This is a genomic window from Mesorhizobium sp. Z1-4 (assembly GCF_004000235.1).
GTDB lineage: Bacteria > Pseudomonadota > Alphaproteobacteria > Rhizobiales > Rhizobiaceae > RCIO01.
The window spans coordinates 90,913-109,948 of record NZ_RCIO01000001.1 but is presented as its reverse complement, the minus strand read 5'-3'; the positions used below and the strand labels follow the sequence as shown (position 1 = coordinate 109,948).

Below are 19,036 nucleotides of genomic sequence, written 5' to 3'. Positions count from 1 at the left end.
GCCGTTCAACAATAGAAGCGTGGGCGATCGGCACCATCCGCGCGGACGCTTTTCTAATGTCGCACAACAGTTTCGGCCATCTCTTCCGGGTTACGACCTGGGGCGAAAGCCATGGAGCCGCGCTCGGCTGCGTGGTGGACGGCTGCCCGCCCGGCATTCGCTTCACGGTCGCCGACATTCAGGCCGAGCTCGACCGCCGCAAGCCTGGAAAGTCCCGATTCGTCACGCAGCGCCGCGAGGCGGATGAGGTGAAGGTACTGTCCGGCTTCATCGAAGACGGCGATATGCTGGTGACGACAGGCACTCCGATCTCGATGATGATCGAAAACACCGATCAGCGCTCCAAGGATTATGGCGAGATTGCCCGCCAGTACCGGCCGGGCCATGCCGACTATACCTATGATGTGAAGTACGGGGTCCGCGACCACCGCGGCGGCGGGCGCTCGTCCGCTCGAGAAACGGCGGCGCGCGTGGCAGCTGGCGCGCTTGCCCGCAAGGTTGTGCCTGGCCTTGTTGTTCGCGGCGCACTCGTCGGCATGGGTAAAAAAGAGATCGACCGCGCCAATTGGAACTGGGATTTCGTCGGTGACGCGGAAAATCCTTTCTTCACGCCGGACCCTGCTTCGGTTTCGGTTTTTTCCGATTATCTCGACGGCATCCGCAAGGACGGTTCCTCTGTCGGCGCTCTGATCGAGGTCGTGGCCGAGGGCGTGCCGGCCGGCCTCGGCGCGCCTGTCTACGCCAAGCTCGATCAGGACATCGCCTCGAACCTGATGTCGATCAACGCGGTGAAGGGCGTCGAGATCGGCGACGGCTTTCAGACGGCGCGCATGACCGGCGTCGAAAACGCCGACGAAATGCGCATCGGCAATGACGGCCAGCCGGTTTTCAACTCAAACCATGCCGGCGGCATTCTGGGCGGCATCTCGACCGGACAGCCGGTGGTGGCGCGTTTTGCCGTCAAGCCGACATCCTCCATCCTCACGCCGCGCAAGTCGATCGACGCTGACGGCAGGGAAGTCGAGGTCGTCACCAAGGGCCGTCACGACCCGTGTGTCGGCATTCGCGCTGTCCCGATCGGCGAGGCGATGGTTGCCTGCGCGATCGCGGACCACTATTTGCGGCATCGTGGCCAGACCGGCCGCGTGTAAAGGACCGGCGATGTTGGCTTACGACCAGAAAAAAGTTGTCGATGCGCTTCGTGCATTCGAGCGCGGGGAAATTGTGGTGGTCATGGACGATGACGGCCGCGAGAACGAGGGCGACCTGATCGTTGCGGCCACGCACTGCACGCCGGAAAAGATGGCGTTCATCGTGCGCCACACTTCCGGCATCGTCTGTACGCCGATGACGCGCGATGCGGCCCGCCGCCTCAACCTGGCGCCGATGGTTGCCGAAAACGATGCGCCGCACTCGACCGCTTTCACGATCTCGGTGGATTTCAAGCACGGCACCACGACAGGTATTTCCGCCGACGACAGAACGCTGACGGTCCGCAATCTCGCCAATCCGAATGTCGGTGCGGGCGATTTTGTCCGGCCAGGTCACATCTTTCCGCTGGTTGCGCGCGAGGGCGGCGTCCTGATGCGCTCCGGCCATACCGAAGCAGCGGTCGATCTGTGCCGGCTCGCCGGATTGCCCGAAGTCGGCGTTATCTGCGAACTGGTCAACGATGACGGCTCCGTCATGCGCGGACCGCAGGTCAGCTCTTTTGCCGATGCGAATGGCCTGAAGCAGGTTTCGGTTGCCGATCTGATCGCCTACCGCCAGCGGCAGGAATCTCTAGTGCATCGTGTCGACACGTTCGACCTTGAAACCGCAGGCGGGCCGGCAAAGGCATTCACCTACTCCGTGCCGTGGGATGCCATGCACCATCTGGCGGTCGTGTTCGGCGACATACGCGACGGCATCGAGGTGCCGGTGCGCCTCCACAGCGAGGATATCGTGGCAGACGTGTTCGGAGCCGAGAGCAAGCTGGACGAGATGATCGCTGAAATGGGCAAGGGCGGCCGCGGCGTCATCGTCTATCTGCGCAAAGGGTCGGTAGGCGTTGCGCACCAGCCCCGCAGCCGCCCCGCAGCCGAGGACGGCGAAGGCCATGACGAGGCGGTGACGCGCGAGAATGAATGGCGGGAGATCGGGTTGGGCGCACAGATACTCCGCGATCTGGGCATTTCATCCATCCGGCTGTTTGCTTCGCGCGAGCGCCACTATGTCGGCCTCGAAGGCTTCGGCATCGAAATCGCCTCGACCGAGATCCTTTAGGCCAGGGGCGGGCAGGCCCGCCGCACCGCCCCAGCTCTTGACCGGTTCTATTCCGCAGGCTGTGTCGCCGGATCCGGCACCGCGGTCATGCGCCTGCCGCTCAGCAGGCGCTGTCCGAGCAATACCACCGACAACGCGATGGATGCGGACAAGACCGATACCCAGAAGCCATGTCGCGGCCCCAGATTGTCGACGACCCATCCGGCCAGGAATGCGCCGAGAGCCATTCCGATACCGATACCGGTCATCACCCAGGTGACACCCTCGGTGAGCATCGATTCGGGCACCCGGCGCTCAATCAGGCCGAACGCCGTGATGAAGGTTGGCGAAATTGCCAGGCCGCTGACGAATACTGCCGTTGCAAGCAGCGGTACGGTTCCGGTGAAGAACAGCAATGGCACCTGCGTGAGTGCAACGACACCCACGGCTACGGCAAACTGCTTCTGAAGCGGCGTTGTGAGTTTCAGCGCGCCGAGGACGAGACCTAGGACGAACGAACCGACGGCATAGACGCCGACTACCAGGCTGGCGGCATTGGGCTGGCCGAGTTCTTCCGTGATTGCCACGGCGCTGACCTCAGCGGTAGCGAATATGGCTCCCACAAAGATAAGCGCCAGGGTGACGATCTGAACCGCCGGAAGACGGATCGCCGAGCCGGTAGCCCTTTGATCGGCGGATCTCAATTTGGGTTCGCTCGACCGCTGTATGATGAAGGCGGCGGTGCCGATGGTGAGAAGTACAGTACTCGCCAGGATGCCGGCTTCCGGAAACACCGAAACCGCCAGCCCGACAGAAAGCGATGCACCGGCAATGTACATCATTTCATCCATCGAAGATTCGAACGCAAAGGCGGTATTCAGTTCTGGCTTGCCGCGGAAAATCTCGGTCCAGCGCGCACGGATCATCGCCGGCATGCTGGGCATTGCAGCGGCGAAAAATCCCGCGACAAACAACGTCCATGTTGACCAGTTCTGGTTTGCCGCGATCATCAGCGCGGTGAACGCGATGACGGAGACGAGCGTGGCCGGAACGACAATGGAGGCCTGGCCGTAGCGATCGACAAGGCGTGAGATCTGCGGCGAAACCAGAGCATTGGTCAGCGCGTAGGTCGCCGAGACCGCGCCCGCAAGCCAGTATTCGCCATGGGTCTGAGACAGCATGGCCACGATGCCGATCGGTGCCATTGCGATCGGCAGTCGGGCCACGAATCCGGCCGCCGCGAAGCCCTTTGCGCCGGGCGCGCGAAAGATGTCCCTGTAAAGGTTGGGCATGGAGTTTCTCCTCGATTCGCGGCGCGGGATGATCTACATACGCTGCGTATGTATTCAGGTAATTTCATACGAGGCGTATGTCAATTGGCATACGAGGCGTATGTCGATTAGGACAGAAGATGGCCCATCGACCCAGAGCCGAGATGATTGCCGAAACCCGTTCGAAGCTGATTTCGGCGGCGCGCCGCGCTTTCGGGACGGTCGGGTATGCCGACGCCTCGATGGACGACTTCACCGCTGAAGTGGGGCTGACGCGGGGTGCGATATACCATCACTTCGGAGGCAAAAAGGGCCTGCTGGAAGCGGTGGTAACTCAGATCGATGCCGAGATGACAGTCAGGCTGAATGCCGTTTCGGCAAAGGCTTCCAGCCCCTTGCTTGGCTTCGTGGAAGAATGCGTTGCCTATATCGAGATGGCTCTGGAACCGGAAATCCAGCGCATCGTTCACCGCGACGGACCGGCCGTGCTGGGCGACCCGTCGCGCTGGGCAAACCAGGATGGCTGTATCGCCGCTTTGGCGGCGAATGTGACCCGGTTGCAGGACGAAGGCTATTTCAGGCATGACATTACACCGGCGGCCGCGGCCCGGCTGATCAACGGCGCTTCGCTTCATGCCGCCCAGTGGATCGCCAATTCGGATGAGCCTGAATCTGTCTCCGCCGACGCGGTAAGGGTTTTCAAGGCGATGCTGGACGGATTGCGCACGGACAGGGGCGAGGATGGGTGATCAGGTCAAACGGACGGCAGTAGCAGCCGCGCTGGGTTGGATTGTTGCCGCGACCTCCTCGGTGCACGCTGCAGAGCAATATGCGATCGACACCCCTGCGCCAGTGAGCATGCTGTTGAACGCTGGCGATAGTTCATTTGCCGTTCTGCGCGACGGTGCGACCTACAGGCTCGCGCGCTGCGAAATCAGGATCGTCTGTCTGGCATCGGCACGAGTTTCCGGGCTGCCGCCCAAGGCGCCCGGTGATGGCCTTCCCGATGGCCGCATCGCCAGCGCCTCCTCGGGTGACGTAAGGCAGGCCTGGTACGGCCGCCCGACCACACGTTATGACCACGCCGTCCTGGGCGACGGTATCGAAGCGGGCTCGCTCGTCGCACGAGATGCTGCAGGCCAGCTGCACGAGCTTGTTCTGCCCGAGAGCCATGTGTTCGAAGACATCACCCCGCGCATCGCGGATCTCGATGGCGACGGCCGCAACGAGATCGTCGCGATACGGTCATCGCTCGCACGTGGCGGCGCGGTGGCAGTTTATGGCCTGCGCGACGGCGAGCTGAAACTTCTCGATGCATCGGCCGAGATTGGCCGCAGCCGCCGCTGGCTCAACGTGGCCGGCATCGCCGGCTACCACGGTGCAGGCAGGCCGGTCGTCGCCTGGGTGGAAACTCCGCATATCGGCGGCACGCTCAAGATGGCGACGTTCGAAAACGGCAGGCTCAAGCGCTTCGGCAAAAACCGCACGGGTTTCTCCAATCATTTCATCGGTTCGCGCGAGCAGCAGTTGTCCGCGACTGGCGACTTCACCGGCGATGGCCGGCTTGACCTCGCACTGCCCAGCGCTGACCGCCGTTCGATTGTCTTTGTCTCGAGAGGGGCGATTGCCAGAACCCGCTTGCCCGGTCGCGTCGCCACCGCGCTCTCCAATGTGGGGGGTGCCATCGTGACGGCAGACGATAATGGTACTCTGCTTGCAGTGATTCCCTGATCTGCCGGCATAGGCACACAGGTAAGAAGACGAGGAGTGAGTTCGAAGATGTGGGATTTCGATATCGGCAGGACACTGGGCATGATGGTTCGCACCTGGCCGTTCATCCTGCTGCGGCTGGTCGTCTATTTTTCCATCACCCTGGCTTACGTGCTGGCGACGGGTGTAGGGGCCGGGGTTGGCTTCGGGCTGGGCCACGTGTTCGCAGACGCCGATGGTCCGGCAGGCTTTGCCGTCTTCGGCGGTCTCGGTGGCATCGTCGTCGTCTCTGTCGTGCTCTACTGGCTGCGCGAATACATCCTCTACATGGTCAAGGCCGGGCATATCGCGGTTCTGGTCGAATTGATCGAGGGCAGGGAACTGCCCGCAGGAAAAAGCCAGATCGATCATGCCCGCGCTGTCGTGACCGAGCGTTTCGGCGAGGCCAATGTTCTCTTCGTGGTGGACCAGTTGGTGAAAGGCGCCATCAGGGTCATCACCGGTCTGCTGGGCGGCATAGCGCGTTTTCTGCCGATCCCCGGCCTCAACGGTCTTGTGGGTTTCATCAACACCGTCATCCGGCTGTCCCTGACCTATGTCGACGAAGTGCTGCTCGGCTACAATATCCGCATCAATTCACGCGACCCGTTCGATACCGCGCGCCAGGGTGTCGTTCTTTATGCCCAAAACGGCATGGTGATGGTCAAGAACGCGGTCTGGCTGGCATTGTTCATGTGGGTGCTGGCGCTGCTGGTGTTCCTCCTGATGCTGGCGCCGGCCGCTGCGGTCCTCTACGTCATGCCGGGGCAGCTTGCGGGCTGGTCGTTTGTGCTGGCCATCATCTTCGCCTGGGCCATCAAAGCCGCATTGATCGAACCATTTGCGATCGCCGCACTCATGCAGGTCTATTTCCGTGTGATCGAAGGCCAGGTACCGGACCCGGAATGGGATCAGCGGCTCGCGGGCGCCTCCAGCCACTTTCGCGAATTGAAGGAGAAGGCGGTGTCGTCTTTCGGCGGGCGCCCGTCCGCGGCCGAAGGTGCGTGACCTGTTGAACACGCGCCGCGCGGCTGTGTCCGCGATGGTCAATCGCGCCTCAAGCGCCTATATCGGGGCATGACGACGCGCCTCTACACGCACCCGATCTACCTTGAGCACCTGACGCCGACCGGCCACCCAGAGCGGCCCGACCGGCTTCGCGCCATCGCGCAGGCTTTGCAGGACGAGCGCTTCGATGCGCTCGACCGAAAGGAATCGCCGCCGGGAGACCCCGACGCCATTCTCCTGGCGCATCCGCTGTCGTATCGCGAGAAGGTCGAAGCGGCTATCCCGACCGAGGGCCTTGTGCGCATCGATGCGGACACCTCGGCCAGTCCGAAAAGCTGGGAGGCGGCGCTGACCGCGATCGGCGCGGCAACGGCTGCCGTGGACGACGTGTTTTCGGGTGCCGCCGATAACGTATTCGTCGCGTCGCGTCCCCCGGGGCATCATGCCGAGCGCGAAACGGCGATGGGCTTTTGCCTGTTCAACAATGCGGCGATCGCCGCGCGTCACGCGCAGCGCAAGCATGGCGCCGAGCGGGTCGCGATTGTCGACTGGGACGTGCACCATGGCAACGGCACGCAGGACATTTTCTGGCACGACCCGAGCGTGCTTTATTGTTCCACGCACCAGATGCCGCTTTATCCCGGCACGGGCGACAGGCACGAAACCGGGGCCGGCAACATCGTCAACGCGCCGCTCGCCGCCGGTGACGAGGGCGAGGCCTTCAAGGACGCGATGCGCACGCGCGTTTTGTCGGCAATCGATGCCTTCAAACCGGACCTGATCATCATTTCGGCGGGTTTCGACGCGCATCACCGCGACCCGCTGGCCGAGATCAATCTCGTTGAAGACGATTTCGACTGGGCAACGGGCGAACTTCTGGAACGGGCGGGGCGGTTCTGTTCGAACCGGCTCGTCAGTCTGCTTGAGGGCGGTTACGACCTGCAGGGGCTTGCAACGTCGACTGCAGCTCATGTCAGCCGCCTGATGAAGGGATAAGAAATGGCCGAGAACGGCAACGACGATATCAAGACAATGACCTTCGAGAAGGCGCTTGAGGCGCTCGAAAAGATCGTCGAGGACCTGGAGCGTGGCGACGTGCCGCTGGACGAATCCATCCGCACCTATGAGCGCGGCGAGGCGCTGAAGGCGCATTGCGACAAGCTGCTGAAGGCAGCCGAAGACAAGGTCGAGAAGATCAGGCTGTCGCGCGAAGGCAAGCCTGAGAGTACGGTGCCGCTCGACGGCGACATGTAATCGCCGCCTTTACCGCCACAATTCTGGCGTCAGAACGAGCAGGGAGCGAAGATATGTGCCGCAATATCAAACCGCTGTTCAACTTCGAGCCGCCGGCAACGCGTGACGAAATCCACGATGCCGCGCTGCAGTTCGTGCGCAAGGTGAGCGGCTCGACCCGGCCTTCCAGGCGCAATGAAGCAGCGTTCGATCGCGCCGTTATGGCGATCACCGCAAGCGTCCATGAATTGCTGGACGCGATGGAAACCGCGCAACCTCCGAAGAACCGCGAGGAAGAGGCCGAGAAGGCGCGCGCCCGCTCCACCGCACGTTTTGCGCGCGCCGAAGCCTGAATGTCGGGGCCTCGCTGACTTGACAGGTGCCGGCAGCCGACCCATCTTAGCTAGACTTAGCTAAGGAGAAATGCCGTGAGCACGGTCAACATGCTCGAAGCTAAGACCAAGCTGTCCAAGCTGGTTGAGGCGGTAGAGTCGGGAGCGGAGAGCGAGATCATCATCGCCCGCAATGGAAAGCCTGCCGCCAAGCTGGTTCCGCTCGACGCCGCTCCGAAGCAGAAGCGTCGGCTTGGCTTGGCCCGCGGAAAATATCCGCCGCTGGATTTCGAGGCCTTTCAGGCATTGGACGCCGAGGTTGAGGCATTGTTTTACGGCGGAGCCACGAAAGAGAAGTGAGACTTCTCCTCGACACACATATTGCGGTGTGGCTGACAAACACGCCCGAACGCCTGTCGAACCAATTGCGTGCTGCGATCGAAGACCCGGCAAATCAGGTAGCTGTTTCAGTCGTGGCGGTTTGGGAAATTGCCATCAAGCGTGCTCTTGGCCGTTCGGACGCTCCGCCGCTGTCAGCTCATCAGGCCGTCAACGAGTTCGCCGCCGCAGATTTCCACATGCTGGACGTAACGGCTCCCCACGCCGCCTTTGTGGAACGTTTGCCATTGATCCATGCCGACCCATTCGACCGGATGATGATTTCGCAGGCAATCATCGAAAACATGCAACTCGTGACATATGATCGCCAGCTGTCGCGCTACGATGTTGCCATGCTGACATGGTGATTGCGAAATGAGCTTCTTTCCCGGCAACGACCCTCAACCCGGCGACGCTTTCGCCTGCGATGCCATCGAAACGCTGATCATTCCGAATGCGCGCGACATCGGCGGTTTCGAGGTTCGCCGGGCTTTGCCCACGGCGCGCCGGCGGCTTGTCGGGCCGTTCATCTTCTTCGACCGAATGGGTCCAGCTGTTTTGCGCGCGGGCGAGGCAATGGATGTACGCCCGCACCCGCACATCGGGCTTTCCACTGTTACTTACCTGTTCGACGGGCAGATACGGCACCGGGATTCGCTCGGTACCGAGATGGTGATTGCGCCCGGCGATGTGAACCTGATGACGGCCGGTCGCGGCATCGTTCACTCCGAGCGGTCGCCGGAAGAACTGCGCGGCGGCCCGCTTTCGCTCTCAGGCCTGCAGACATGGCTGGCGCTGCCCGATCACCGAGAGGAGATCGCGCCGGCATTCGACCACACACATGCCGGTGACCTGCCGGAGCTTGAGGGCGACGGAGCGCATGCGCGGGTCGTCATCGGGGCGTTTCACGGCAAGGCCGCGCCGGTACGTACGGAAACCGAAACGCTCTATGTCGATATCCGGCTGGAGCCGGGCGCGCGGCTGCCGATCCCGGCCGATGCCGAGGAACGCGCGATCTATGTACTGCAGGGCAACCTTGTCATCGCAGGCGACAGGTTTCCCTCCGACCGGCTGATCGTCTTCAAGCCCGGCGCAGAGATTGTCATCGAGGCAGCGTCGGCAGTGCATCTGATGCTGTTCGGCGGCGCGTCGCTGGGTTCGAAGCGCTACATCTGGTGGAACTTCGTTTCCTCCTCGAAAGAGCGCATCGAGCAGGCGAAGGAAGAATGGCGTACGGGGCGATTCGACATCGTTCCGGGCGATGAGGAGGAGTTCGTTCCGCTGCCGGAGAGGTGAGCGCGACGTGCCTTGGTGCGGCCACTGCACGCGTTTACTTTCCGCCTGTCAGTGCTTATGTCCAGAGAGTTATGTAACACAGCGCCGAGCCTGAATTGAGTAACCAACCTGCCACGCCGCTGCTGGACCGTGTCCGCATCCCCGGTGATCTGAGACAGCTTGAGGAAGCCGAACTTCCTCAACTCGCCGATGAACTGCGCACCGAACTGATCGACGCTGTGTCGCAGACGGGGGGGCATCTCGGCGCGGGGCTTGGCGTCGTGGAGCTCACAGTCGCGCTTCACTACGTTTTCAACACGCCGGATGACCGCGTCATTTGGGACGTCGGCCACCAGGCCTATCCGCACAAGATTTTGACGGGCCGGCGCGAACGCATTCGAACGCTGCGGCAGGAAGACGGCCTCTCAGGCTTCACCAAGCGGGCGGAAAGTGAATACGACCCCTTCGGGGCCGCGCACTCCTCCACGTCGATTTCGGCCGGCCTCGGCATGGCCGTGGCACGTGATTTCGATGGCCGCAAAAACCATGTGATATCGGTGATCGGCGACGGAGCCATGTCGGCCGGCATGGCCTATGAGGCGATGAATAACGCTGGCGCGCTTGATGCGCGGCTGATCGTGATCCTCAACGACAACGACATGTCGATCGCCCCGCCTTCGGGTGCGATGAGCGGCTATCTCGCGCGCCTCGCCTCAGGCGGCACCTATGCCGGCGTGCGCGACTTCGGCAAAAAGCTGACCGGGTATCTCGGCCGCCGCATCGACCGCGCGGTGACGCGGGCAGTCGAGCATGCGCGCGGTTACGTAACCGGCGGCACGCTGTTCGAAGAACTGGGCTTTTTCCATATCGGCCCGATTGACGGCCACAATCTCGAACATCTGATACCGGTGCTGCGCAATGTGCGCGACCACGGCAATGGGCCTGTACTCATTCATGTGATGACGCAGAAGGGCAAGGGTTACGCGCCCGCCGAAGCCGCAGCCGACAAGTATCATGGCGTGTCGAAATTCGACGTCATCACCGGTGCGCAGGCCAAGGCACCCGCAAATGCGCCGAGCTACACCAAGGTTTTTGCACAAAGCCTGATCCAGGAAGCGGAAGCTGACGACAAGATTGTCGCGGTGACCGCGGCGATGCCCTCCGGCACTGGGCTTGATCTGTTCGAGCAGGCGTTCCCCAAGCGCATGTTCGACGTCGGCATTGCCGAGCAGCACGCGGTAACCTTCTGCGCCGGCCTGGCGACTGAAGGTTACAAGCCGTTTGCAGCGATCTATTCGACGTTCCTGCAGCGTGCTTACGATCAGGTTGTGCACGATGTTGCGATCCAGAAACTGCCGGTGCGTTTCCCCATAGATCGCGCCGGATTTGTCGGCGCAGACGGCCCAACGCATTGCGGCGCATTCGACGTCGCTTATCTCGGCTCCCTCCCGGGTTTTGTCGTCATGGCCGCCGGCGACGAAGCCGAACTCAAACATATGGTGCGCACCGCCGCTGCCTACGATGAAGGCCCGATCGCCTTCCGCTACCCGCGCGGCAACGGCGTCGGCGTCGATATGCCGGAGCGCGGCGCGGTGCTGGAGATCGGCAAGGGCCGTATCTTGCGAGAGGGCAGCAAGGTCGCGCTACTGTCCTTCGGTACGCGCCTTGCCGATTGTCTCTCCGCGGCCGAGGAACTGGACGCTGCAGGGCTTTCGACCACCGTTGCCGACGCGCGCTTCGCCAAGCCTCTGGACACCGACCTCGTCGATCGTTTGGCCCGCAACCACGAGGTGCTGATCACGGTCGAGGAAGGGTCCGTCGGCGGTTTTGCAAGCCACGTGTTGCAACATCTTGCTCACACCGGCCAGCTCGAAAACGGGCTCAAGATACGGCCGTTGGTTCTGCCGGACGCCTTTGTCGATCATGCCAAGCCGGAAAAGATGTATGCCGATGCCGGGCTCGACAGTGCCGGTATCGTGCGCACCGTATTCGGCGCCCTGGGTCAGGCCGACAAGTCCGCGCGCGCCTGAACCGTTGGCAAATTGCTAACCCTTTCATTTGGCGGATTCTTAGCAGCTGGCTGCTAGTCAGTTCTTCGGACAGGGAGAACTGGTATGATGCGCGCCAAATGTCTGGCGGCTGGGTGTTTTTTGGCAGCGCTGCCGTCGCTGGCGGGAGCTGCCCCGGATTATGATTCCGCTTTGGAAGAGGCTGCAACCAAACTTGCTGTAAGCAAGCTCGGCCAGTTGCGCGGTGGCTTCTCGGATGAAAACCGGCCCAGATTCTACCGCCCCGCAAAGGCTGCGCCGGAAAACGACACTGCCGACAAGGACGGCTGGAAGGACGGGCTGGCACCGGCGACCGAACTGCCGCGCGTGACGATTGGCAAGCCCTGAGCCCACACGCCGCTTGCCTTGGCTGACGCCATTCGCCATTGAGAGCCATGCAATCGGTTCCGGCTCATTCGACGAAGTTCAGGCTCGACGACCTGCTGGTCCGGCGCGGGCTTTTCGAAAGCCGCTCGCGCGCCCGCGATGCTATTTTGCGCGGCACGGTTTCGGTCGATGGCGCGGCCGCCGCCAAACCCGGAAAACCCGTATCCGCAAATGCCGAGATATCGGTTGAAGATCCTGCAAGGCACTATGTTTCGCGTGCCGCTCTCAAGCTTGTTGCGGGGCTGGACCATTTCGGCTTTGACCCGTCGGGAAAGCTGGCGCTCGATGTCGGCGCGTCCACTGGCGGCTTCACGCAGGTGCTGCTGGAACGCGGTGCAGGTCATGTGATGGCGATTGACGTCGGGCACGGTCAGATGCGGCCCGAGCTTGCCGCCGATCCGCGCGTCACCAATATCGAGTGCCTGAATGTACGCGAACTGACGTCCGCTCATCTCGACGGCCAGTCGCCCGAGATTGTCGTCTGCGATGTGAGCTTCGTTTCGATCCGCCTGGCGCTTCCGCTCGCACTGGGCCTTGCGGCGGAGGGTGCATATGGCGTCTTCCTCGTGAAGCCGCAATTCGAGGCAGGCAGGGAGCAGATCGGCAAGGGCGGCATCGTCGATGCTGCGCTCGGCGAACGCATCGCGGGGGAGATGTCCGACTGGCTCGATGGCCAGACCGGCTGGCGGTCCCTTGGCGCCATTCCATCGCCAATCGAGGGCGGAGACGGCAACCGCGAGTTCCTTCTTGGGGGCGTGCGGGACCTATGAACACGCGTTTCACGATCGATCATCTGGGAGCGCAGGGCGATGGCGTGGCGAAGACCGACAGCGGACCGGTCTTCATACCCTTCACGCTGCCCGGTGAGGTCGTCACCGCAGCGAGGCAGAAGAACCGCGCCGAACTGGTAGCGGTCATCGAACCGTCGTCTCAACGCGCCGAGCCAACCTGTCGGCACTTCGGCACCTGCGGTGGCTGCGCGCTGCAGCACATGAATGCCGAGGACTACAATGGCTGGAAGCGCGAACTGGTGGTTCACGCTCTGCGCAGCCGCGGGCTGGATGCGCCTGTGGCCGAAATCGTGCGCTGTGAACCAAACACGCGCCGCCGCGCCGTATTCTCGGCGCGCACCACGCAGGTCGGCGTGCTTCTGGGCTATCGGCAGGCAGCGTCTCACACGATCGTGCCGATCGAAGAATGCCCGATTCTGCTGCCGGCTATCTTCGAGCGTCTGGATGATATTCGAAAGATCGTCAGCCTCGCCGAGCCCGGCAAGGAAGTGCTTCGGCTTTCGGTCACGGCGACTGAGTCCGGCCTCGATATCGACATTGGCGGCCTGAAAAAGCTTGGCGAAAAGCAGCGTATGGCCATCGCGCGCTTTGCCGGAGCTGCGGGCTTGGCGCGCGTTTCGATGGCTGGTGAAATCATCATCGAGCCGCGCAAGCCAATGGTGACATTCGGTTCGGCCACGGTGGAAGTGCCGCCAGGCGGGTTTCTGCAGGCGACTGCCGAGGCGGAGGCTGCCATGGCCGGGCTGGTGACCGGGCATCTGGCGAGGTGCAAGCGTGTGGCCGACCTCTTTTCCGGCTCGGGCACTTTCGCCCTGCGACTTGCCGTCAGGTCGGAGGTTCACGCAGTGGAATCGGATGCCGCCGCGATTGCTGCGCTTGATCGCGCCTCCCGCCACACACCGGGTTTGCGACCGGTATCGGCCGAGCGTCGCGACCTCGATCGTCGTCCGTTGACGGCAAAAGAGCTGTCGCGCTTTGACGGCATTGTCTTCGACCCGCCCCGCGCCGGTGCTGAGATTCAGGTGAAGCAGATTGCAAAATCCGGCGTGAAACGCGTTGCCGCTGTGTCGTGCAATCCGGTCACGCTTGCCCGCGATCTCTCCATCCTGACCGGGAGCGACTATACGCTGCTGTCGGTCACGCCGATCGACCAGTTTCTGTGGTCGGCGCATGTCGAAGCGGTGGCGCTGCTTGAAAAGCGCTGACGCTTAGTCGACGAGCACCCTTTCCACCCATTCAGGCACGATCTCGGTCGCTTTGCCGTGGATGGCGTCCGAAAAGCGGTTCGTCCCCTCGGTCGGTTCCAGATTGAGCTCAAGCGTACGGGCGCCGGCGGCGCGGGCCTCTTCAATGAAGCCGGCGGCGGGGTAGACGGTGCCGCTGGTGCCTATGGCAACGAAGAGATCGCAGCCGGCAAGCGCGGCATAGATCCGTTCCATCTGGTAAGGCATCTCGCCGAACCAGACGACGTCCGGTCGCAGGTAGCCGTTTGCGTGACACGCCGGGCAGGGGCTGTCGGTCGAAAGATCACCTTCCCATTGGCGGCGGTCGCCGCAATTGCCGCAAAGCGCATTGGCGAGTTCGCCATGCATGTGGATCAGGCCTTGGGAACCGGCCCGTTCATGCAAATGATCGATATTCTGCGTGACGAGAAGAAAAGCGCCGCCAAACGCACGCTCCAGCCGCGCGAGCGCGAAATGCGCCGCATTGGGCTCGATGCCTTTCAGCCCGGCGCGCCGCTGGTTGTAGAAAGCATGCACCTTGTGAGGATCGGCGGCAAAACCCTCTGGTGTCGCGACCTCGCGAAAATCGACCTTCGACCAGATACCGTCCTTGTCCCGAAACGTGTCGACACCGGATTCGGCGGAAATGCCCGCCCCGGTGAGGACGACGATGGAGGAAGGGCGGGACTTGTTCATCCGATAGTCCAGTGATCGAACTTGAATTGATCAGAAATTGAGCTCATATTGAGCGCAACTATGTCAGTCTGAGTGCAAACAATGACCGGTATCACTGCCGAGAACTGGACTTCAAGATTTGGGGCCGACAATTCGCCCTTCCTTTCCGCGCGCCGCGTGGCGGAAGAACTGGGAGTGACCATGACCGAGCTCGCCGCACTGGCCGGCGTCGCGCGCAACACTCTCACAGCCAAATCCGGTGCGCGCAAGGTCGATGCCGCGTTGAGCCCGGTGGTGCGCATTCTCGCGATGGCGGCGGAAATGACCGGCGGGCAGGACCGTGCGGCGATCTGGTTCAAGCATCAACCTATTCCCGGTTGGGCTGGCAAGACGGCCTACGATCTCGTGCGCGGGGGCAAGGCCGACAGGGTGATCGCCTATCTGGAGGCTGTGCGCGCCGGCGTTTATGCCTGAGAGTGACGGGCAAGCCGTCGAACTCTGGCGCGCCTATGTGCCGCGTTGGGCGCATCTGCCGCTTTCCGGCGAAGGTGCCGCGCAGTTCGGTGGCCGCTGGAACGCCGTCGGGACGCCTGCCATCTATGCTGCGCGGGAGCTTTCGACAGCGTGGGCGGAATACAATCAGGGATTCGTCCAGCATCCGGCGCTGATCGCGAGGTTGAAGCTCACCAACGCGTCGCTGGCCGACCTCACCAGCGATGAAAGCCTTCTGCATTACGGCCTCGATGCCTCGATCCACAAATGCGAATGGCGCGCCGAACTCGACGCGGGCCGGGTGCCTGAAACGCATCGAGTGGCAAAACGGCTGCAGGCCGCCGGCTTCGACGGGTTGGTATTCCCTTCGTTCATGTCGCCCGGCGGCACCTGCGTAGCCCTGTGGCGATGGAATACTGAAGGCGGCCCGGCGTTGGAGGTCGTCGACCCGGAGCATCGGCTGCCGAGATCGCCGGCTTCCTGGCTTTAGCCAGCCTGCGTGCCGCCCACTGTCATCGCGTCCATTCTCAGATGCGGCTGGCCGACGCCGACCGGCACGCCTTGGCCGGCCTTGCCGCACATGCCGATGCCGGTGTCGAGCTTCATGTCGTTGCCGATCATCGAAACGCGGTGCATGGCGTCCGGCCCGTTGCCGATCAGCATCGCGCCTTTGATCGGCCGAGTCACCTTGCCGTTTTCGATCATGTAGGCTTCGGTGCAGCCGAACACGAACTTGCCCGAAGTGATGTCGACCTGTCCGCCGCCAAAGGAGACGGCATAGATGCCCTTGTCGACCGAGGAGATGATTTCCTCGGGCGTCTTGTCGCCGCCGGTCATGAAGGTGTTGGTCATGCGCGGCATCGGCTGGTGGGCGTAGGATTCGCGGCGGCCATTGCCCGTCGCCTTCATGCCCATGAGGCGCGCATTCTGCCGGTCCTGCATGTAGCCGACCAGCTTACCGTCTTCGATCAGCACATTGCGGTTTGTTGGTGTGCCTTCGTCGTCGATGGTGAGCGAACCGCGGCGCTCCGCGATCGTGCCGTCATCGACAACCGTCACGCCCTTTGCCGCCACCTGCTTGCCGAGGAGACCGGCAAATGCGGAGGTTTTCTTGCGGTTGAAATCGCCTTCCAGCCCGTGACCGACGGCTTCGTGCAACATCACACCCGGCCAGCCGCTGGCGAGCACGATATCGAATGTGCCGGCGGGCGCCGGGTCGGCGTCGAGATTGACGAGCGCCTGCCGCAGCGCTTCGTCCGCCGCGAAGCGCCAGCTGTCCTGAGCGACGAATTCGCCGAAGCTCTTTCGCCCACCCATGCCGTAGGAGCCGCTTTCCTGGCGGTCGCCGTCGCCCACGACAACGGAGACATTGACCCTGACCAGCGGCCGGATGTCCTGCAAGGTCATGCCGTCTGCACGCATGATCTCGACTTGCTGCCAGGAGGCGGCGAGCGAGGCTGTCACCTGGCGCACGCGCGGGTCGGCCCCGCGCAGATAGGCGTCGATCTCCGTGAGCAGCTTGACCTTTTCCTCAAAGCCCGGCGCTGCGATTGGATTCTCTTCGCCGTAAAGATGCCGGTTGGTCCCGGCCGGCCGCTCGGCGAGCGTTCCCGAATGACCTGTCTTGACCGCGGAGACCGCGTCGCCGGCGCGCCTCAGCGCCGCTTCGGAGAGCTCGGACGCGTGTGCGTAGCCGACCGCTTCGCCTGCCACGGCCCGCAGTCCGAACCCCTTGTCGGTGTTGAAGCTGCCGGTTTTCAGCCGGCCATTGTCGAAGACGAGCGCTTCGCCTTCACGATACTCGACGAAGAGCTCGCCGTCATCGGCGCCGTGGATCGTATCTTCCACAATTGCGCGAACCGCGTCTTCGGAAATATCGAACTGGTTGAGAAGCCGGTCGGCCATGCTGGAGCTCCGATGCGAACTGGTGCTGTCTCGGCTATATAGGCGATTGCACGGGAATTGCACCCGTGACAGCTTTGGTGCGGGGCAAGGGAGATCGGCTTGGCGCTTTACATACGCTGGATTGCCACCGGACTGATTGCGGGCGCTGTTTCGGGTGCCTTGTTTGGCTGGGATTATGCGCTTGCCGGAGCCGGCATTGGCGCTGCTGGCGGCCTCGGAATCGCCGTTGCGTTGCGACAGCGCATCAGGGCAGGGCGCCGAAACCTTCGCCAAACCCGGTGAGATCGACCGGTATTCCTATGCCCTCTTCAGGCGTCTGGAATACGATGAACGTTGCCGCGGCGCCTGTCTTTAGCGTTTCCAGAAGCTGTGGCTCGAGAATGACTTCGGCATAACAGCCGTCCTGGAAGCACCGCACAAAATAGGCGCGGCCGATATCCTGGCCGTCGACATTGAGGCCGAGCCCGTTGGGCAGAAGCACGCCAAGCGGTGCCAGTACGCGCAGTATCTCGGCCTTGTTGTCCGCGGTTCTCAACACAACCACTGAAAGCCCGACCTCCGGACGATCCTCGGCGATCACGTTCTGCATCATGGCGCATTGTTCGGAGCTGCTTCCGGGCGGCGTATCGCAGATGATCGACCATGCACCATGCGTGGAACGCACGGTTCCGGCCTGCTGAGCCGCGGCTTGAAGCGGCGCAGACAAAAGAAGCGCCGCTGCCAGCGCGCTCATCGTTGCCCGGAACGGGATGTTCGTCATGTCAGCTCCCAAGCGAATCACGGAAATGTAGCGTGGTGCGAATACAAGCGGAAGAATGTGCGAGGCTGGCGCCGGCACCTTTGACCAAGCCTATTGATCGTCAAATCCGACCGAAATGCGACACTTGCGCGGCCGCCACTATCGCGCTGAAGCCGTTACACCTCATGGCTGCATTCGCCGGACAGGCGCAAGACGGCCCTGCAGCGCGCGCAAAAATGCCGCATCTTGGCACCGACGGGTTCCTTGCGGTCGCAATGAGAGTATGGTTTGAACGTCGCCGGAAAACGCCGGGATTCCGTGCCGGTGCTGATCGCGTTCTGTTGCAGAATGAAAGATCGGTGCGAAGGCGTTATGTTCCGGCGAGGCCGATCCGAAGAGATTGAGGATAATGAAGAAAATCCTTTCCGCTGCAGCTGTTCTTCCGCTTTTCACGTGGGCGCAGTCCGCGTACGCGGCACAGCCGACACCGTGGCAAACCAGATTCCAGCCCGCCGCTACCGGCATCATGGAAGACGTGATCTGGTTCGAGGTCTACACTCTGTGGTTCATCATCCCGATCACCCTTCTGGTGATGGCGCTTCTGGCATGGGTGATGATCCGCTTCAGGGCGTCGGCCAATCCGACCCCCTCGCGTACCAGCCACAATACGCTGATCGAGGTGATCTGGACCGTCGGGCCGGTGGTGATCCTGCTGTTCCTGGCGATTCCCTCGTTTCAGCTGCTGACGGCGCAGTACACGCCGCCGGAGGAGCCTGCCATTACCGTGAAGGCGACCGGCGTGCAGTGGAGCTGGGAGTATGAGTACCAGAATGACGATAACCTCTCATTCTCGTCCTTCATGCTTCAGGAATCCGACCGTGCCGCAGCCGGCAAGGAAGACGTCGAGCAGTATCCGCGGCTTCTGGCCGTCGACAACGAACTGGTCGTGCCGGTGAACACCACCGTTCGCGTGCTCGTCACGGCTTCGGACGTCATCCACGCATTCGCCATGCCGGCCTTCGGCATCAAGGTCGATGCCGTGCCCGGGCGCCTCAACGAGACCTGGTTCAAGGCCGACCGCGAGGGCATGTATTACGGCCAGTGTTCCGAGCTTTGCGGCAAGGATCACGCCTACATGCCGATCGCCATTCATGTCGTGAGCCAGGATCGGTATGATGCCTGGCGCGCTGAAGCGCAGGCCGACCTTGGCAACGCATACAAGAATCTGACGGCCTCAGCGGAGAGCCGCGAAGACACCAAACTCGCTGCCGCCGGCAATTAGTGCG

The 19,036-nt window shown here is 62.5% G+C and carries 22 protein-coding genes; 18 read left to right on the top strand and 4 right to left on the bottom strand.

The genetic code is table 11. From position 1 onward, the window contains the following. Positions 1 to 56: 56 nt before the first annotated feature. Together aroC and ribB are read left to right on the top strand one after the other, a co-directional pair. Positions 57 to 1,151: a chorismate synthase gene (gene aroC / locus EP165_RS00520; RefSeq protein WP_127519610.1), complete on the top strand. Its 1,095-nt coding sequence runs from the start codon at positions 57 to 59 to the stop codon at positions 1,149 to 1,151. Positions 1,152 to 1,164: 13 nt separating this feature from the next. After that, the gene (ribB, locus tag EP165_RS00515) at positions 1,165 to 2,265 is read left to right on the top strand and encodes a 3,4-dihydroxy-2-butanone-4-phosphate synthase (RefSeq protein WP_127520744.1); all 1,101 of its coding nucleotides are present in this window, start codon (positions 1,165 to 1,167) and stop codon (positions 2,263 to 2,265) included. Between the two features lie 47 nt (positions 2,266 to 2,312). On the opposite strand, the gene EP165_RS00510 is transcribed toward ribB, so the two are convergent. Then, on the bottom strand, positions 2,313 to 3,536 hold the full coding sequence (locus EP165_RS00510) for an MFS transporter (protein WP_127519609.1): 1,224 nt from the start codon (positions 3,534 to 3,536) through the stop codon (positions 2,313 to 2,315). Positions 3,537 to 3,655: 119 nt separating this feature from the next. Here EP165_RS00510 and EP165_RS00505 point away from each other — a divergent pair, with 119 nt between their 5' ends. The 13 genes from EP165_RS00505 (at position 3,656) to EP165_RS00445 (ending at position 13,921) form a co-directional block, all read left to right on the top strand. After that, complete coding sequence (locus EP165_RS00505) at positions 3,656 to 4,264, top strand: TetR/AcrR family transcriptional regulator (RefSeq protein ID WP_127519608.1); 609 nt, start codon at positions 3,656 to 3,658, stop codon at positions 4,262 to 4,264. After that, positions 4,257 to 5,246: a hypothetical protein gene (locus EP165_RS00500; protein WP_127519607.1), complete on the top strand. Its 990-nt coding sequence runs from the start codon at positions 4,257 to 4,259 to the stop codon at positions 5,244 to 5,246. The genes EP165_RS00505 and EP165_RS00500 overlap by 8 nt, the downstream gene beginning before the upstream one ends. Positions 5,247 to 5,294: 48 nt before the next feature. Further along, entirely contained in the window at positions 5,295 to 6,272 is a 978-nt protein-coding gene (locus tag EP165_RS00495; protein ID WP_127520743.1) for a hypothetical protein, read from the top strand. A gap of 69 nt (positions 6,273 to 6,341) precedes the next feature. Continuing rightward, positions 6,342 to 7,268, top strand: a complete 927-nt coding sequence (locus tag EP165_RS00490) for a histone deacetylase family protein (RefSeq protein WP_127519606.1) — start codon at positions 6,342 to 6,344, stop codon at positions 7,266 to 7,268. A 3-nt stretch (positions 7,269 to 7,271) separates the two neighbouring features. Further along, positions 7,272 to 7,526 carry an exodeoxyribonuclease VII small subunit gene (locus tag EP165_RS00485; protein WP_127519605.1) on the top strand — a complete coding sequence of 85 codons (255 nt, stop codon included), beginning with the start codon at positions 7,272 to 7,274 and terminating at the stop codon, positions 7,524 to 7,526. 53 nt (positions 7,527 to 7,579) lie between these two features. Next, a complete protein-coding gene (locus EP165_RS00480; protein WP_127519604.1) occupies positions 7,580 to 7,858 on the top strand; it encodes a DUF2277 domain-containing protein in 279 nt (92 codons plus the stop codon). A gap of 75 nt (positions 7,859 to 7,933) precedes the next feature. Next, the gene (locus tag EP165_RS00475; RefSeq protein ID WP_127519603.1) at positions 7,934 to 8,197 is read left to right on the top strand and encodes a type II toxin-antitoxin system Phd/YefM family antitoxin; all 264 of its coding nucleotides are present in this window, start codon (positions 7,934 to 7,936) and stop codon (positions 8,195 to 8,197) included. Beyond that, positions 8,194 to 8,583 carry a type II toxin-antitoxin system VapC family toxin gene (locus EP165_RS00470; protein ID WP_127519602.1) on the top strand — a complete coding sequence of 130 codons (390 nt, stop codon included), beginning with the start codon at positions 8,194 to 8,196 and terminating at the stop codon, positions 8,581 to 8,583. Before EP165_RS00475 ends, EP165_RS00470 begins: the two co-directional genes overlap by 4 nt. A gap of 7 nt (positions 8,584 to 8,590) precedes the next feature. Then, positions 8,591 to 9,511, top strand: coding sequence for a pirin family protein (locus tag EP165_RS00465; protein ID WP_127519601.1), 921 nt, complete (start codon positions 8,591 to 8,593; stop codon positions 9,509 to 9,511). 95 nt (positions 9,512 to 9,606) lie between these two features. Continuing rightward, positions 9,607 to 11,520 carry a 1-deoxy-D-xylulose-5-phosphate synthase gene (gene dxs, locus EP165_RS00460; RefSeq protein WP_127519600.1) on the top strand — a complete coding sequence of 638 codons (1,914 nt, stop codon included), beginning with the start codon at positions 9,607 to 9,609 and terminating at the stop codon, positions 11,518 to 11,520. A gap of 84 nt (positions 11,521 to 11,604) precedes the next feature. Continuing rightward, positions 11,605 to 11,886 (top strand): hypothetical protein, encoded by a 282-nt coding sequence (locus EP165_RS00455; RefSeq protein ID WP_127519599.1) that lies wholly within the window; start codon positions 11,605 to 11,607, stop codon positions 11,884 to 11,886. 47 nt (positions 11,887 to 11,933) lie between these two features. Beyond that, a complete protein-coding gene (locus tag EP165_RS00450; protein ID WP_127519598.1) occupies positions 11,934 to 12,695 on the top strand; it encodes a TlyA family RNA methyltransferase in 762 nt (253 codons plus the stop codon). Beyond that, positions 12,692 to 13,921, top strand: coding sequence for a class I SAM-dependent RNA methyltransferase (locus EP165_RS00445; RefSeq protein WP_127519597.1), 1,230 nt, complete (start codon positions 12,692 to 12,694; stop codon positions 13,919 to 13,921). Before EP165_RS00450 ends, EP165_RS00445 begins: the two co-directional genes overlap by 4 nt. 3 nt (positions 13,922 to 13,924) lie before the next feature. Here EP165_RS00445 and EP165_RS00440 read toward each other — a convergent pair whose 3' ends face one another. Further along, the gene (locus EP165_RS00440) at positions 13,925 to 14,635 is read right to left on the bottom strand and encodes an NAD-dependent deacylase (protein ID WP_127519596.1); all 711 of its coding nucleotides are present in this window, start codon (positions 14,633 to 14,635) and stop codon (positions 13,925 to 13,927) included. Positions 14,636 to 14,716: 81 nt separating this feature from the next. Here EP165_RS00440 and EP165_RS00435 point away from each other — a divergent pair, with 81 nt between their 5' ends. Both EP165_RS00435 and EP165_RS00430 read left to right on the top strand, forming a co-directional pair. Then, entirely contained in the window at positions 14,717 to 15,088 is a 372-nt protein-coding gene (locus EP165_RS00435; protein WP_127519595.1) for an MbcA/ParS/Xre antitoxin family protein, read from the top strand. Further along, positions 15,081 to 15,596, top strand: a complete 516-nt coding sequence (locus EP165_RS00430) for an RES family NAD+ phosphorylase (protein WP_127519594.1) — start codon at positions 15,081 to 15,083, stop codon at positions 15,594 to 15,596. The genes EP165_RS00435 and EP165_RS00430 overlap by 8 nt, the downstream gene beginning before the upstream one ends. On the opposite strand, the gene tldD is transcribed toward EP165_RS00430, so the two are convergent. Together tldD and EP165_RS00420 are read right to left on the bottom strand one after the other, a co-directional pair. Continuing rightward, complete coding sequence (tldD, locus tag EP165_RS00425) at positions 15,593 to 17,011, bottom strand: metalloprotease TldD (RefSeq protein ID WP_127519593.1); 1,419 nt, start codon at positions 17,009 to 17,011, stop codon at positions 15,593 to 15,595. The genes EP165_RS00430 and tldD overlap by 4 nt on opposite strands. Positions 17,012 to 17,255: 244 nt before the next feature. After that, the gene (locus EP165_RS00420; RefSeq protein WP_245440045.1) at positions 17,256 to 17,744 is read right to left on the bottom strand and encodes an invasion associated locus B family protein; all 489 of its coding nucleotides are present in this window, start codon (positions 17,742 to 17,744) and stop codon (positions 17,256 to 17,258) included. 415 nt (positions 17,745 to 18,159) lie between these two features. On the opposite strand from EP165_RS00420, the gene coxB reads away from it, so the two are divergent. Continuing rightward, positions 18,160 to 19,032 carry a cytochrome c oxidase subunit II gene (gene coxB / locus EP165_RS00415; protein WP_127519591.1) on the top strand — a complete coding sequence of 291 codons (873 nt, stop codon included), beginning with the start codon at positions 18,160 to 18,162 and terminating at the stop codon, positions 19,030 to 19,032. Positions 19,033 to 19,036: the final 4 nt, after the last annotated feature.